Here is a 13,919-nt window from a genome sequence, read left to right as displayed (position 1 = left end):
ACTGTCAATCAACAATGATGTTGAATGTAAGGCCGCTATCGCGAGCAGGCTCGCTCCCACAGTTGTTTTTGTGCCTACATGGCAATGCGTTTTTGGCGCAGGGCTATGGGGGAGTCCAGCAACATCCCCTCAAGATGATCCAGGTGTCGATTGAGCAGGGTTACGGCTATCGCCGCCTCTCGACGTTCAATCGCATCGAGCATCCCTTCGTGCACCTGCCAATCGCAATAGCCCTCGACCTGCGCGTCAAACTGCGCGATCGCCAGGGATGTCAGCGGCACCAGGCTGTCCAGAAAATGGACCAGCGGTGCATTCCCCGCCAGCTCCGCCAACGCCAGATGAAACGCTCCCGACAGCCGAAGCGCCTGGCCGCGCTCGCAGCAGTGGCGTTCGTTTTCGATCATTGCGCGCAGGGGTTTCAGGTCTTGAGGACGCTGACAGGCCAGGCGCACCAGCGTGGTCTCGGTCAACCGCCGGGCATGCAGCGTTTGGCGGGTTTGTTCGGCATCGGGTGTCGCGATGCGAGGACGGTGATGGGTGCGCAGGATAACGATTTGCTGATGGGACAGGCGCGTCAGCACGCTACGAATTTCACTGCGTCGAGCGCCGAACATCTGTCCCAGGCTGTCCTCGGTGAAGCGACTGCCGGGCAGGAGGCGCTGGTCGAGGATGGCGTCGAGGACCCGCGAGTAAAGATCATCCGCGGGCAAAGGGAAGGGCAGGTCAACAATAGTTTGCGGTGACGCGAAGCTGTTCATGGCCTGTCTCCAGTTCCAAGAGGGTTCAACGGCTGAAGTTGTCGTCCGGAATGTTCAATTCGATGCCCATCCGCTGGCCTTCGCGCAGAATGTGCCGGCGCATCTCGGCACTGGCCTGGGCGCTGTTCTTGCTGCGGATCGCGCGGACCACGGCTTCGTTTTCGTCGAGGCGCTCGGCCAGGTGTTCGGGTGAGTTGCGCAACACGTCGGCGCTTTGCTTGAGGGCATTGCTGGTCTGCTGCACCACGCTCTGGAAAATCGGATTGGACGTCAGCGTGAACAGCTCTTCGTGGAACGCAATGTAGGCGTTGACCCCGGCTTCGCTGTCGCCGGCTTCCAGGGCCTCACGCATGTCCATCAGCGTCAGGCGCAGTTGCCCGACTTCCTTGCTGCTGATCGACTGCGCCACCAGGCCGACGATAAACGGCTCGAGGGTGTAGCGCAGTTGCAGAACATCTTCCAGGCTCGCACCGGCTACTGCGCTGTCGTGGCTTTGGCTGTCGCTCAGGTTGGCGTCCAGCACCACCACGCCTTTGCCCGGCATCGAACGCACCAGCCCGAGGGTTTCCAGCACGATCACCGCTTCGCGCAGGCTCGGGCGGCTGATGCCCAGTTGCTCGGCCAGTTCACGCTGGCCCGGCAACATATCGCCGGAGCGCCACTGACCACGGGCCAGGGCGGCCCGAAGTTTTTCTACCACTGAATTGACGACGGTTGACGAGGTAATCACTGTTCGCTCCAAGTCGCGATAAATGTGCCCGCCCGTGGGGCAGGCACAGTCTGTTTAAAATTCCTGCTGATGCGCTGGAACACCCGGTTTTCTCGGCTGGAAGGTATACCCCACCTGACCGGAAAGCACTTTGTTTGCCCGCTGGACATCGATGTCTTTTTCCCAGCGGGCGATGGCCACGGTGGCGACGCAGTTGCCGATCAGGTTGGTCAGTGCCCGGCCGATGCCCATGAACCAGTCCACTGCCAGCACCAGCACCAGGCCGACCACCGGAATCGCCGGGATGGCCGTCAGTGTCGCCGCCAGAATCACCAGCGCCGAACCGGGAATCCCGTGGGCGCCTTTGGACGTGATCAGCGACACCAGCAGGATGGTCAGCAGGTCGGTCATGGCCAGCGGTGTGCCGGTGGCATTGGCGATGAACACAATGGCCAATGTCAGGTAGATCGAAAAACCGTCCAGGTTGAACGAGTAGCCGGTTGGAATGACCAGGCCGACCGTCGAACTGCCAATGCCCAGATGCTCGAGCTTGCGCATGATTTGCGGCAGTACGGCGTCGGAGGAGGCCGTGCCCATGACGATCAGCAATTCCTCGCGCAGGTATTTGAGCAAAGGCCACATCCGCAAGCCGGACAGACGCATCACCAGGCCGAGAATCAACGACACGAACGCCACGCAGGTCAGGTAAAACAGGCCGACCAGGCTGCCCAGATGCTGCAGCGAATCCAGGCCATATTTGCTGGTGGTGAACGCAATGGCCCCGAACACACCAATCGGCGCCAGGCGCACGATCATGCCCATGATGCGGAAAATCACATGGCTGAGCTCATTGATCAGCCGTGAAATGCCCGACGCCGCTTCGCCCACCAGATTCAGGGCACTGCCGAACAGCACCGAAAACAGCAGCACCTGCAGGATGTTGTTGTCGGCGAACGCACCGATGACTGAAGTGGGGATCAGGTCCATCAGGAACTGCGTGGTGGTGTGCATATGCTGGCTGCGCTGGGCGATGTCGCCCATATCGGCGGCGGACAGTTGCTCCAGATGAATGTTGGCGCCGCTGCCAATGCCTGTACTGAAGGCGAACACCAGGCCTATCACCAGGGCGACGGTGGTCAGCACTTCGAAGTAGATGACCGATTTGAGGCCGATGCGTCCGACCTTCTTCAAGTCGCCGGCGCCGCTGATGCCGCTGACCACCACGCAGAACACGATCAGGCCGATGAGCATCTTGATCAGTTTTATGAAGCCGTCACCGAGCGGTTTGAGCTGGGCGGAATACTCGGGAAGGGTCAGCCCGCAGACGATGCCGAGCACCAGTCCGAGAACCACTTGAAGGAAGATTGAACGCGAGCACCATTTGAGCATGGGAGGAATCCTGGTCGGTGTCCTGGCAGCCGTGCGCAACGCGCATCAGCATCAGGACTTAATTATTGTGGTCTTACCGGTATGTCCAGTGCAGGCGCAGTTTAGGCTGGGATTTTGGATGATTACAAGGGGGAATGGAAAAATTGGCATGACCGGTCTGACCAGTTGAGTGGGTCAAGACGGCATTGGAAGGTCGGCGCGAAGGCCGAAGGTCGATGCAAGGGTCGTGGGACTATCGCCAGCCATTGATCCAGGGCGCTCGGCGATCCGAATCATTGCCTGCACGATCAATCACCTTGGCCTTGTGGATCAGGCGACAGAGGATCGCAACGATGGCGACTGCCAGCAGTGGCCAGTAGATCAGGGCTTTCAGGAACATGGCGTTTCCTCATACGGCAAACACGTTTCATGAACGCCGGCGTCCTTCCAGCAGAGAATCGGTTTGATTATCGTACGCTTTCATGACAATTCCGAATGAGTAACCGAAGCACCGTAAGTTCTGTGGGAGCGAGCCTGCTCGCGAAAGCGGTGTGTCAGGCACTAGAAATGTCGAATGTGATGCCGCCTTCGCGAGCAGGCTCGCTCCCACAGGGAGTTACGATTATTGCGGATTGCTTGTCGGGTCGAATCAGAGCAGGGGAATGCTGTAGCTGACGATCAAGCGATTCTGGTCCTGATCCCGGGATGCCTGGCTGTGGGACTCACCGTTGCGCCAGCCAAATCCTACCCCCTTGAGCGCGCCGGATTGCAATACGTAGTCGAGGCTGATGTCCCGTTCCCATTCCTTCTGCGTCGAACCGGTCGTGGTCTTGATGTTGTCGCCGCTCAGGTAGATGACCGAAGCCTTCAGGCCCGGCAGGCCGAGGGCCGCGAAGTCGTAGGCGTATTGGCCGAACGCAGTGCGCTCGCCGGCGCGGGTGAAGGTCTGGATCAGGCGGTCGGTGTACAGGTACAGGCTGGCGCCCCCGGCCCCCTTGTCCGGCAGGCCGCCCTGGTTGAGTTGGGTGAAACCGCTGCCGCTGGACACACTCTGGTAACCGGCGGTGAAGGCGTGGGCACCCAGGGCGTAAATCAGCGCGGCGCTCCAGGTGCGGTTGTCGATTTCGCCGTCATTGCCCTGGGTGTAGCCGCTGATCCGGTAGCCGGATGTGCCGCTGCTGTTTCTACCCGACGAATCGGTCTTGAAATAACGCAGGTCAGTTTTCAGCGATTGATTGTCTGCGATTGCCAGTACGTGGATCAGGCCGAAAAACTGTTGCGAGTAATAGTCGTCCAAGTGGGCGTAGTAGTACTGCGCGGTCAGGTCCCTGGTCACTTTCCAGTCACCACCGGCAAAGTCGAAACGGTTGCTCTCCCGGGTACCGCCAGTGGCCGCAAGGCCGGTCTGATCGCTGGAACCGCGGCCCGTCGCGTGCTCGATGCGCCCGCCGATGAGGGTCAGGTCCTTGAACTCGCTCGATGTCAGCTGGCCGCCTTCGAAGGTCTGCGGCAACAGCCGACCGTCGTTCGACACCAGGATCGGCAGCTTCGGCATCAGCGTGCCCAGGCGCAGTTCGGTTTTCGAGACCTTGGCCTTGCCGGTCAGGCCCAGGCGACTCCACTCATCGACGGCGCCGTTGTCGCTGTCGGACGGAATCATGCTGCTGCCGACGTGGCGTCCCTTACCGCTGTCCAGCGTCACCCCCATCAGGCCCAGCGCGTCGACGCCGAAACCGACCTGGCCATCGGTGTAGCCCGATTTGTAGTCCAGCAGGAAACCTTGCGCCCATTCTTCGGTTTTCGAAGGGGCGGCGGTGCCGTCGCGGTTATCGTTGTTGAAATAGAAATTCTTCAGGCCCAGGGTGGCTTTGCTGTCACTCAGGAAGTCTGCCTGTGCCTGGCCGCCAAGCACGATGCCGCCCAGCGCCAGGGTTGCCGCTATGTGTTTACTGCTCATGTATATCGCCCGTTTTTTATCGTTGGAAGTGGGGAGCTCCCACCGTGGTGGTGGGAGAGGCAGCTGTATCCGCTAAATACCCAGCACGTTGGCGCCGATGCACGGGTCGATCCCGCGTTCCAGGCGACGGGGGTGCACGATGACGGTGATTTCCATCGAGCCGGTGGTGACCTCGAAGTCGAGGATGTGGCCACCATAGGCCTGGAATGTGCTGTCGCCGGCGACGCCGTGCATATGAATCGAAGGCTGGTCGTTCTTCCACGCCACGGAGCCGGTGATGCTGGCCATCTCGACACTGTTGAAGACCCTGGCGTCGAAGTCTTTTTTGTCTTTGTTCCAGAAGCCGAACTTCACGTTGCCGAAACCGATGCCGCTGATCGAGGCACTGGGGATTTTTTCGGCGATGGCCAGTTTGGTCAGCTCCTTGAAGGCGTTGTCACCCATGCGCAAGACCATGAGATAGCCGGTGGCGGTCTTGGTGTAGCGCGGGGTGGCTTCGGTTGCGCATTGCATGGGCGTAGTCGTCGCGGTGGGCGTGGTGTCGGCCAGGGCCGATTGGGAGAGACTCGAACTGATCAGGATGGCGGCACTGATCGCCAGCATCACTTTGGACAAGCGGAGTTTCGGTTGACGTTGCACTTGCATGGGACTTCCTCTGTTGTTGTTTTTGTAGGGATGAAGCGTTTTTCAGACGCAGCGATGCCCGGCGCCTGTGGGAACAGGCGCGGCTGTCATGGGATTAACAGTGGGCGTTGGGTGGTCGCGGGCTTACAGCGCTTCGCGACTCATGACACCGTCCAGCAACCGGGCAATGCCCAGTGGGTTGGCGTTTTTCAGGGCGTCCGGCAGCAGGCTGTCGGGGCAATTCTGGAAGCACACCGGGCGCAGGAAGCGGTCGATTGCCAGGGTTCCCACCGACGTGCCCCGCGCATCGGACGTGGCCGGGTAAGGGCCGCCGTGGACCATGGCATCGCAGACTTCAACCCCGGTGGGGTAGCCGTTGAACAGCACACGCCCGACTTTCTGTTCCAGCAGGGCGAGGACATCGCCGAGGGTGTCGAGCTCGGTGTCTTCGACCATCAGGGTCGCGGTCAACTGGCCACGCAAGCCGTGCAGGGCCTGGATCAACTCGGCGTGGTTCGCCACTTCGACGACGATGGTGGTCGGGCCGAAGACTTCTTCCTGCAACAGTTCGTCGCCGTTGATCAGCAGGCTGACATCGGCCTTGAACAGTTGCGGTCGCGCCTGGTTGCCCTGTTGTTCGGCGCCCGCCAGGCGGGTCATGCCTGGATGAGCACCGAGGTTTTCCAGGCCGTGGCAGTAGCTTTTCAGCGCGCCGCTGTTGAGCATGGTTTGCGCCGGTTGCTCGGCCATCACGGCGGCAAAGCGTTCGAGGAATGCCGAGAACTCCGGCGAGCGAATACCCAGCACCAGACCCGGATTGGTGCAGAACTGCCCGGCACCCAGCACCACCGAAGCGGCCAAATCTGCAGCGATCTTGTCGCCGCGTGCCTTGAGGGCTCCGGGCATCAGCAGCACCGGGTTGATGCTGCTCATCTCGGCGAACACCGGGATCGGCTGCGGACGGGCCGCCGCCATGTCGCACAGCGCCCGGCCACCGCGCAACGAGCCGGTGAAGCCCACGGCCTGAATCGCCGGATGCTTGACCAGTGCTTCACCGACGCTGCCGTAGAGCATGTTGAACACGCCCTTGGGCATGCCGGTCTGCTCGGCGGCGCGCAGGATCGCGCCGGCCACGCAGTCGGCGGTCGCCATGTGGCCGCTGTGGGCCTTGAACACCACCGGGCAACCGGCGGCGAAGGCCGCGGCGGTATCGCCGCCGGCGGTGGAGAAGGCCAGCGGGAAGTTGCTGGCGCCAAACACCGCGACCGGACCCAGGCCGGTGCGGTATTGGCGCAGGTCAGGGCGGGAAAGGGGTTGGCGCTCTGGCAACGCACGGTCGATGCGCGCGCCGTGGAAATCGCCGCGACGCAGGGTCTTGGCGAACAAGCGCATCTGGCCGCTGGTGCGCGCCCGTTCGCCTTGAATGCGCCCGGCGGGCAGGGCGGTTTCCCGGCAGACCAGGGCGACGAAGGCGTCATCCAGCGCGTCCAGTTCAGCGGCGACCGCATGGAGGAATTCGGCGCGGCGTTCGGCCGACAGATGACGGAAGGTCGGGAAGGCACTGGCAGCCGCTTCGGCGGCGGCATTCACTTCCTCCACGGTCGCCGCGTGGAAGCGATACGGCAGCGCTTCGCCGGTGCTGGCATCAAAGCTTTGCAGGGTGACGCTGCCATTGGCGGAACGGGTGCCGGCGATGTAGTTGTGGCCTGAAACTTCAAACATGGGAACTCCTGAAGGGCTGTTCAAATGAGTCGGTAGAGGCGGCGGGCGTTGTCATGGAACAACGCCAGTCGATCGGTGAGGGGGCGGTCGCGGACGATGGTCTTGAAGCCGTCGAGAATCTCGCTCATGCCGTTGACCACGCCATCGACCGGGTAATTGGTGGCAAACGCACAGCGGTCGACGCCGACAATCGAAATCGCGTCATTGACCACCACGCGGTTCGCTTCGACGGGCCATGGCTCGCCGGGAATGCAAATGCCGGAAATCTTCAGCGCCACGTTTGGCTCCCGGGCCAGCTGTTCAAGGTTGCTGCGCCAACCCGCCAGACCTTGTTCGGAACGATCCGACGGCAACGCCGTGTGATTGACCACAATAGTCACGTCGGGAAAGTCCCTGGCCAGCTCGGCCGCTTCCGGCAGGTGCCACCAGGGCGCCTGCAACTCGAAGTGCAGGCCGTTGTCCGCCAACAGGGCGTAGCCGTCCCGCCAACGGGGATCGCGCATGGAACCGGGCGCGGCGAAATCTTCGCGCCAGGCTTCATGGCGGGTGACCGTAGGCTTGTGGCGTATGCCGCGCACCAGCGGGTGTCGGGCGTACTGGCGCAACAGGTCGGGTGCGTCTTCGCGGTCCAGCCAGGCCTGGGCCACCATGGCGGCCAGGGTCGGTTCATGCTCGGCCAGCGACTCGACAAAGCGCACTTCATCCAGCGGTGTCGCCGGGTCCCACTCGCCCTCGATCAGCACGGTCTGGACGATCCGGTGAGCGCCGGTCAGACGGCGATAGTCCGAGGGCAGGAAGTTGCGGCAGATCGACGAGTAGTCGCCATAGCGAAACGGGCGCAACGGGCGGTCGTTCAGCCACGGGTAGTAATGGGCGTCGATGTCGAAGTAGTGCTGGTGCGCGTCGACGATAGGCAAGTCGGCATCAAGGCCACTGGCGAGGAAACGTGCGCGCCAGTCAATGTTGCGCTGCTCATCCATGGGCGTTCTCCAGGCGATAGAAACGTTGGGCATTGCCGGCGAACACCGCTTCCTGAACGCTACGACCCAAGGGCGCGAGCATCGCGGCCACGCCATCGGCGAGGGTGTCGTAGGAGGCGCGCAGGCCAGCCACCGGGAAGTTGCTGGCGAACATGCAGCGCCCGGCGCCGAAGATCTCCAGCGCGGTGAGCACTACGATGCGGTTGTCATCAAGGCGCCACGGCGAATCCTTGAGGCCGAACTCCGAGAGCTTGATGTGCACGTTGGGTTGCGTGGCCAGGGCTTCCAGGCCCTTGCGCCAGCGCGCCATGCCTTCAGGGCTGCGGTCCCAGGCGAAGCCGGTGTGGTTGAGGGCAATGCGGATCCGCGGAAACATCGCCGCCACTTGCGCGGCTTCCACCAGATGCCACGGCGGCACGCGCAGGTCCCAGGACAAGTCGTGCCGCTCCAGCAGGGCAAAGCCTTCCAGCCACTTGGGGTCCTGCATCGTGCCGGGGGCTCCGGCTATCGAGACGTCCGGCGAGGCCGAAGTCAACGGCTTGGAGCGGATGCCTTTCACCAACGGCCGGGCGGCCTGGGCGGCGAGAATCTCGGCGCTGTCTTCGCGATCGAACCAGGCGTGGGCGACGATGGCATTGGGAAAACCGTAGCGGGCGTTCACCTGTTCCAGCCAGCGGGTTTCGGCCACCTGCTCGTCACGGGCGCGCTCGGCCTCGACATGTACGGTGCCGATCAAGCGCTGGTTTTGGGTCAACGCGAGAAAATGCTCGGGCAAGAAGTCGTGACACAGGGAGTGGTAATCACCGAGAAAAAAATCCTCGTGATACTCATCTTGCAGCCAGGGATAGCGGCCGCTGCCGAGGTCCCACAAGTGATGGTGGGCATCGACCATCGGCAGCGCATCCCCGGCCGCGAGGTTGGGCAAGCCGTTGCGTTCGTGCAGGGTGATCATGGCAACGTACTCAGCGTGACGCAGTGAGGCGTGCAGGGCTGAGCGCGTCGTCATCGACGTCGCCGGCCTCCACCGCCAGGGCCTTGGCCTGGACGCGGCTGCGCAGCTTGGCAACATTGACCACCACCCGCGTGTGCGCCGCCGTCGCCACCAGTTCCACGTCATCGCGCACTTCGACATTGAAGGTGACGCTGCGGCCTTCAATGCGGGTGACGGTGGCGACGATGCTCACTGACATGCCCAGCAAGGTCGCGCCGACGTGGCGGATATCGACCGCCGCGCCCACGGTGTTTTCGCCGTCGTCGAGGAAGGTCAGCAGGTAGTCCAGGCAGGTCTGTTCGATGTCATCCACCAGGCGCGGGGTGGCGTAGATGCGCAAGTCCTCGCCGAGAAACGAGATGGTGCGCGGCGAGTCGACGATCAGCCGGCGTTCGGTGGTGGCGCCGCTTTCCAGTGTGGAGAAATTCATAAGCAACCTCGTGTTTGAGTGCCGGCAGTCGAGATCGCGACCACCGGCAGGAGTGTCAAAAGGTGATTCAGGACGGCAGGAAACCGATGGAAATCCAGGGCACGGCGATCAGCACCCCCAGCGCTACGACCAGCGCACCGAGGTACGGCCAGACCCGACGCATGGCGCCGCTGGGGTCGACCTTGGCAATGGCGCAGGCGGCATAGAACCCCACGCCGAACGGTGGCGCGAACAGGCCCAGGCCCATGGCGAAGATCGCGACCATGGCGTAGTGCACATCATTGATGCCCATGGCCCTGGCAATCGGGAACAGCAGCGGCCCGAACAGCACGATGGCCGGGATGCCTTCCAGGAAACTGCCGAGCAGAATGAACGCCACGGCGGAGATGATCAGGAAGCCCAGTGCGCCCCCGGGCACGGTGGACATCACCTGCGCCAACTGATGAGAGAACCCCGACTGGGTCAAGGCCCAGGCCATGGCCGTGGCGCTGCCGATGATGATCAGGATCGCGCCGGACAGCGACGCGGTGCTGACCAGGATCGGGTACAGGCGTTTCCAGTCAAAGCAGCGGTAGCACAGCAAGCCGACGATAAAGGTGTAGGCCACGCCTATGGCGGCCACTTCGGTGGCGGTGGCGACGCCTTCGACCACCGCGGTGCGGATCACGAAGGGCAGGGCCAGGGCCGGCAGGGCGACCAGCAGCGAATGGCCGATTTCCTTGCCCGAGGCGCGTTTGCCGGTAGAGGCCTCGCCTTTGCGGTTTTTCCACCAGATCACCACGGCCATGGCAATCGCACCCACCACCGCCGGCATGAAACCGCCGGTGAACAGCGCGGAAATCGACACGCCGGTGACCGAACCGATGGTAATCAACACCAGGCTCGGCGGGATGGTTTCCGACATTGCTCCGGAGGCATTGAGCATCGCCACCAGTTCGTTTTCATCCTCGCCGCGTTTCTTCATTTCCGGAAACAGCGCCGGTGCAATGGCCGCCATGTCGGCCGCCTTCGAGCCGGAAATCCCGGAGATCAGGTAGATTGCACCGATCAATACGTACGACAGGCCGCCACGGACATGGCCGATCAACGAGCACAGGAAGCGGATCATCGCCCGCGCCATGCCCATGGCCTCGATCAATGCGCCGAGGAACACGAACAATGGAATCGCCAGCAGGATCAGGCTGGCCATGCCTTCGTCCATGCGGCCCACCACCAGGGTCAGCGGTGTGCTGGTCATGGTCGACAGGTACGCCACGGTGGCCAGGCCAAACGCGACCATGATCGGCACGCCAATGACGATCATGCCCATCACGCCGATCATGAAGAACACGATCAGGTTCCAGTTGCCCATCAGCAGCAGGGTGGCTTCACCGGCCCATAGTAGCGCTGCCAGCGAACCGAGCATCGCCACCGACACGGTGAAGTCGATCAGCCGTGCGCTGGTCAACAGCCGCGCCACGCAGGTCAGCAGCATCAGACTCAGGCCGACGGCAATGGCCGACACGCGAAAGGCGTTGGGGATTTCCAGGGCAGCGGTGGTGATGATCCATTCATCGCTGACGAACTCCCAGGCCGGCGAGAACAGCATCACGATAAAGGTGATGACGATCACCGCGCCGAAGGTGTCGACGAAGGCGCGTTTTTCCGCCGGCAGGCGGGCGATGAACGAGGTCAGGCGCATGTGCTCGCCGCGTCGCATCGCCACCACCGAGCCGAGCATCGCCAGCCACAGGAACAGCAGCGACGCCATTTCGTCGCCCCAGACAATCGGCTGGTTGAGCACGTAACGGGAGAACACGTTGCAGAACAGCAAGGTGACTTCCAGGGTCACCAGCAACGCGGCGCTGCCCTCGGTCGCCCAACGCAGGGCGGTGTCGAGGGTACGGCCAAGGCGCAGTGCGGTGTGGCGTGGGCTGAGTCGTTCAGCAGGGGAAACGTCCGTCATCGGTATCGGGTTTTTCATGACTGTGTCTCCGGCTCAGGACAATTGACCCGCGTACTGCTCAAGCAGGTTCCAGGCTTCGTCGCCGTACTTCTGTTTCCACTGGGTGTAGAAACCTTTCTTCTGCAGGTCGGCGCGGAACAGCGAACGGTCGACCTTGTTGAAGGTAATGCCGTGGGCAGTCAGCGACGGTTCCAGGCTGGCGTTGAGGTCGATCACTTGCTGGCGCTGGACCAGGGCGGCGGCGTTGATCTGCCGGGAGACGATTTCCTGCACATCCTGGGGCAGTTTCGGGAAGGTCTTGCCGGAGCCGAGGATCCAGAAACCGCCCCAGATGTGGTCGGTCAGGGAGCAGTATTTCTGCACTTCATAGAAGCGCGCTGACTCGACCACCACCAGCGGGTTTTCCTGGCCGTCGACAACCTTGGTCTGCAACGCCGAGTAGGTTTCGTTGATGCTGATGCCGGTGGGGGCGGCGCCCAGTGCGCTGAACATCGAGGTCCACAACGGGCTGACCAGCACGCGCAACTTGAAGCCGGCGAGGTCTTCGGGGGTGTTGATAGGACGGGTCGAACTGGTGATCTGGCGGAAGCCGTTGTTCCAGACTTTCTCCATCGGAATCAGCCCGACCTTGGTGGTCTGGGCGCGCACGTACTCGCCCAGTTTGCCGTCCAGCGCGGCCCAGACACTCTCGTAGTCCTTGAAGGCGAACGGCATGCTCTCGATGGACATCGCCGGGACCAGGGTCGAGAGAATCGCACCGGGCAGGGGAATGAAGTCCACCGCGCCGGCACGGACCTGGGACAGCATGTCGGTGTCGCCGCCCATGGAGGCGTTGGCATACACCTGCAGGTCCACGGCGCCATTGGTTTCGGCCTTGATCGCCTCGGACGCGGCCTTCATCTGTTTGTTCAGCGGGTGGGTGTCGGGCAGGCTGCTGCTGTAGCGCAACACGATGGGTTTGGTGGCGGCAAACACGCCGCTGGTGGGCAGCAGGCTGGCGGCGAATGCACCGCCAACGGTGACGCCGGCACCGACCAGGAAAGATCGGCGGCTGACGGCTTCGGTCAAGATACGGCTCATGTTGTTCACCTTTTTGTTTTTGTTGTTGTTCTAGTTTTTGTGGGAGCGAGCCTGCTCGCGATGGGGCCGGGTCAGTCAACATTTATGCTGAATGACACACCGCATTCGCGAGCAGGCTCGCTCCCACAGGTCTCGATTCGGCGGTTCAGGATGCGAGTGCCAGCACCGCCTTGCTGCGAATCAGGTCGTCGATTTCGTCTTCGGCGTAGCCGCTTTCTTTCAGTACCTCGCGGGTGTGTTCACCAAGCAGCGGCGCCGGGCGGCTGGTTTGTGGCGGGGCGTTGTCCATGTCGGAAAAGTGAATCGGCAGGCCCATGCCGCGCACGCGGCCTTCGGTCGGGTGTTGGGTTTCCACCACCATGCCCCGGGCCTGGGTTTGCGGGTGGGCGAGGGCGGCGGCGATGTCCAGGACCGGTCCGGCGGGCAGGCCGAGGCTGTCGAACAGCACCATCCATTCATCGGTGGTGCGGGCCACCAGCACTTCGTTGAGGATTTCCACCAGGGCCAGGCGATGCTCCATGCGCAGGGCGTTGCTGGCGAAGCGCGGGTCGGCCTTGAGTTGCGGGACCGCGAGGGCTTCGACCAGGCGTTCGTAGTTGGCCTGGTTGGCGGCGCCGATGTTGATCCAGCCGTCGGCGGTGCGGAACACCTGATACGGCGCGCTGGTGGAGTTGGCCGAGCCCATTTTCGGCAGGATGGTGCCATCGGCAAAGTACGCCGCCGCCGGCCAGAACATCTGTTGCAGACCGGCCTCGAACAGCGAGGTGTCGACCATTTGCCCCAACCCGGTTTTCTGTTTGGCGGCGAAGGCGGCGCAGATGCCGAGGGCGGCGAGGATACCGGAGTTGATGTCGGCCACCGGCGAACCGGCCTTGACCGGCTCACGCCCGGCTTCACCGGTCATGCTCATCATGCCGCTCATGCCTTGGGCGATCAGGTCGAAACCGCCCTTGTCGCCGAACGGGCCGCTGCGGCCGTAACCGGAGATCGCGCAGTAGATCAGCCCCGGGTTCAGGGTTTTCAGGGTGTCGTAACCCAGGCCGAACTTCTCCATGGTCCCGGCGCGGTAGTTTTCGGTGACCACATCGGCGTCCATCAGCAGGCGGCGCAGCACATCGCGACCGCCGTCGGTCTTCAGGTTCAGGCCGATGCCGCGCTTGTTGCGGTTGACCACCATGAACGAGGCGGACTCGCCGCTGGCCATGATCGGCGAGAAGCGCCGGGAGTCATCGCCGTCGGGCACTTTCTCGACCTTGACTACGTCGGCCCCCATGTCGGCCAGCATCATGCCGCACACTGGCCCGGACATGATGTGAGCCAGTTCTACTACGCGCATGCCTGTCAACGGTCCCATG

The 13,919-nt window shown here is 62.7% G+C and carries 13 protein-coding genes; all 13 read right to left on the bottom strand.

The features are described from left to right. Positions 1 to 74 precede the first annotated feature (74 nt). Positions 75 to 758, bottom strand: a complete 684-nt coding sequence (locus BJ917_RS04980; protein ID WP_121102342.1) for a GntR family transcriptional regulator — start codon at positions 756 to 758, stop codon at positions 75 to 77. A 25-nt stretch (positions 759 to 783) separates the two neighbouring features. Continuing rightward, a complete protein-coding gene (locus BJ917_RS04975) occupies positions 784 to 1,488 on the bottom strand; it encodes a FadR/GntR family transcriptional regulator (protein ID WP_121102340.1) in 705 nt (234 codons plus the stop codon). Positions 1,489 to 1,542: 54 nt separating this feature from the next. Beyond that, positions 1,543 to 2,856, bottom strand: a complete 1,314-nt coding sequence (locus BJ917_RS04970) for a C4-dicarboxylate transporter DctA (RefSeq protein WP_121102338.1) — start codon at positions 2,854 to 2,856, stop codon at positions 1,543 to 1,545. Between the two features lie 232 nt (positions 2,857 to 3,088). Then, complete coding sequence (locus BJ917_RS31965; protein WP_172901595.1) at positions 3,089 to 3,235, bottom strand: hypothetical protein; 147 nt, start codon at positions 3,233 to 3,235, stop codon at positions 3,089 to 3,091. 249 nt (positions 3,236 to 3,484) lie between these two features. Further along, positions 3,485 to 4,792 (bottom strand): OprD family porin, encoded by a 1,308-nt coding sequence (locus tag BJ917_RS04960; protein WP_121102336.1) that lies wholly within the window; start codon positions 4,790 to 4,792, stop codon positions 3,485 to 3,487. A 72-nt stretch (positions 4,793 to 4,864) separates the two neighbouring features. Beyond that, positions 4,865 to 5,437 (bottom strand): PPC domain-containing DNA-binding protein, encoded by a 573-nt coding sequence (locus BJ917_RS04955; RefSeq protein ID WP_121102334.1) that lies wholly within the window; start codon positions 5,435 to 5,437, stop codon positions 4,865 to 4,867. 123 nt (positions 5,438 to 5,560) lie between these two features. After that, positions 5,561 to 7,138, bottom strand: a complete 1,578-nt coding sequence (locus BJ917_RS04950) for an aldehyde dehydrogenase (NADP(+)) (protein WP_121102332.1) — start codon at positions 7,136 to 7,138, stop codon at positions 5,561 to 5,563. A gap of 20 nt (positions 7,139 to 7,158) precedes the next feature. Beyond that, positions 7,159 to 8,118, bottom strand: a complete 960-nt coding sequence (locus tag BJ917_RS04945) for an amidohydrolase (protein WP_121102330.1) — start codon at positions 8,116 to 8,118, stop codon at positions 7,159 to 7,161. Next, positions 8,111 to 9,070, bottom strand: coding sequence for an amidohydrolase (locus BJ917_RS04940; protein WP_121102328.1), 960 nt, complete (start codon positions 9,068 to 9,070; stop codon positions 8,111 to 8,113). Before BJ917_RS04940 ends, BJ917_RS04945 begins: the two co-directional genes overlap by 8 nt. A 10-nt stretch (positions 9,071 to 9,080) precedes the next feature. Beyond that, positions 9,081 to 9,539: a thioesterase family protein gene (locus tag BJ917_RS04935; protein ID WP_096510558.1), complete on the bottom strand. Its 459-nt coding sequence runs from the start codon at positions 9,537 to 9,539 to the stop codon at positions 9,081 to 9,083. Positions 9,540 to 9,606: 67 nt separating this feature from the next. Next, positions 9,607 to 11,502, bottom strand: coding sequence for a TRAP transporter large permease subunit (locus BJ917_RS04930; protein ID WP_096510559.1), 1,896 nt, complete (start codon positions 11,500 to 11,502; stop codon positions 9,607 to 9,609). 15 nt (positions 11,503 to 11,517) lie between these two features. Next, positions 11,518 to 12,564, bottom strand: coding sequence for a TRAP transporter substrate-binding protein (locus BJ917_RS04925; RefSeq protein WP_096510560.1), 1,047 nt, complete (start codon positions 12,562 to 12,564; stop codon positions 11,518 to 11,520). Between the two features lie 145 nt (positions 12,565 to 12,709). Continuing rightward, complete coding sequence (locus BJ917_RS04915) at positions 12,710 to 13,918, bottom strand: CaiB/BaiF CoA-transferase family protein (RefSeq protein ID WP_121102326.1); 1,209 nt, start codon at positions 13,916 to 13,918, stop codon at positions 12,710 to 12,712. Between the last annotated feature and the right edge of the window lies 1 nt (position 13,919).

It is taken from the genome of Pseudomonas sp. WPR_5_2, assembly GCF_003634475.1.
Lineage (GTDB): Bacteria > Pseudomonadota > Gammaproteobacteria > Pseudomonadales > Pseudomonadaceae > Aquipseudomonas > Aquipseudomonas izuensis.
The sequence above is the reverse complement of the archived record's forward strand: the minus strand, read 5'-3'. Positions and strand labels throughout refer to the sequence as shown.

Coding starts and splice junctions, on each gene's coding strand:
- BJ917_RS04980 (WP_121102342.1), bottom strand. CDS start 758: ATGAACAGCTTCGCGTCACCGCAAACTATTGTTGACCTGCCCTTCCCT.
- BJ917_RS04960 (WP_121102336.1), bottom strand. CDS start 4,792: ATGAGCAGTAAACACATAGCGGCAACCCTGGCGCTGGGCGGCATCGTG.
- BJ917_RS31965 (WP_172901595.1), bottom strand. CDS start 3,235: ATGTTCCTGAAAGCCCTGATCTACTGGCCACTGCTGGCAGTCGCCATC.
- BJ917_RS04950 (WP_121102332.1), bottom strand. CDS start 7,138: ATGTTTGAAGTTTCAGGCCACAACTACATCGCCGGCACCCGTTCCGCC.
- BJ917_RS04955 (WP_121102334.1), bottom strand. CDS start 5,437: ATGCAAGTGCAACGTCAACCGAAACTCCGCTTGTCCAAAGTGATGCTG.
- BJ917_RS04940 (WP_121102328.1), bottom strand. CDS start 9,070: ATGATCACCCTGCACGAACGCAACGGCTTGCCCAACCTCGCGGCCGGG.
- BJ917_RS04915 (WP_121102326.1), bottom strand. CDS start 13,918: ATGGGACCGTTGACAGGCATGCGCGTAGTAGAACTGGCTCACATCATG.
- BJ917_RS04935 (WP_096510558.1), bottom strand. CDS start 9,539: ATGAATTTCTCCACACTGGAAAGCGGCGCCACCACCGAACGCCGGCTG.
- BJ917_RS04925 (WP_096510560.1), bottom strand. CDS start 12,564: ATGAGCCGTATCTTGACCGAAGCCGTCAGCCGCCGATCTTTCCTGGTC.
- BJ917_RS04970 (WP_121102338.1), bottom strand. CDS start 2,856: ATGCTCAAATGGTGCTCGCGTTCAATCTTCCTTCAAGTGGTTCTCGGA.
- BJ917_RS04930 (WP_096510559.1), bottom strand. CDS start 11,502: ATGAAAAACCCGATACCGATGACGGACGTTTCCCCTGCTGAACGACTC.
- BJ917_RS04945 (WP_121102330.1), bottom strand. CDS start 8,118: ATGGATGAGCAGCGCAACATTGACTGGCGCGCACGTTTCCTCGCCAGT.